The sequence below is a fragment of the Pseudomonas sp. SIMBA_068 genome (assembly GCF_046534705.1).
Lineage (GTDB): Bacteria > Pseudomonadota > Gammaproteobacteria > Pseudomonadales > Pseudomonadaceae > Aquipseudomonas > Aquipseudomonas putida.
Genome location: NZ_JAWRYI010001446.1, coordinates 1 through 241, shown reverse-complemented (window position 1 = coordinate 241; position 241 = coordinate 1). Strand labels below are relative to the sequence as shown.

The window sequence follows — 241 nt, the reverse complement described above, 5'->3', positions numbered from 1 at the left end:
CACGCTGGGCACGCGTCCGGTGTCGATGCCGGAAGATATCGCGGTGGTGATCATCAACTCCAACTTCCGTCGTACCCTGGTTGGCAGCGAATACAACACGCGTCGTGAGCAGTGTGAAGCGGGCGCGCGTTTCTTCAATAAGAAGGCGCTGCGTGACGTTGAACTGGCCGAGTTTGAAGCGGCACAGGCGCAGCTCGACCCACAGGTGGCAAAACGCGTGCGTCACGTCCTGACCGAGAAC

At 60.2% G+C, this 241-nt stretch carries 1 protein-coding gene; it reads left to right on the top strand.

The window, feature by feature from the left end; translation table 11 throughout:
* A partial coding sequence (locus tag SB756_RS34420; protein ID WP_410913799.1) for a hypothetical protein occupies window positions 1–241 on the top strand: 241 nt, incomplete at both ends.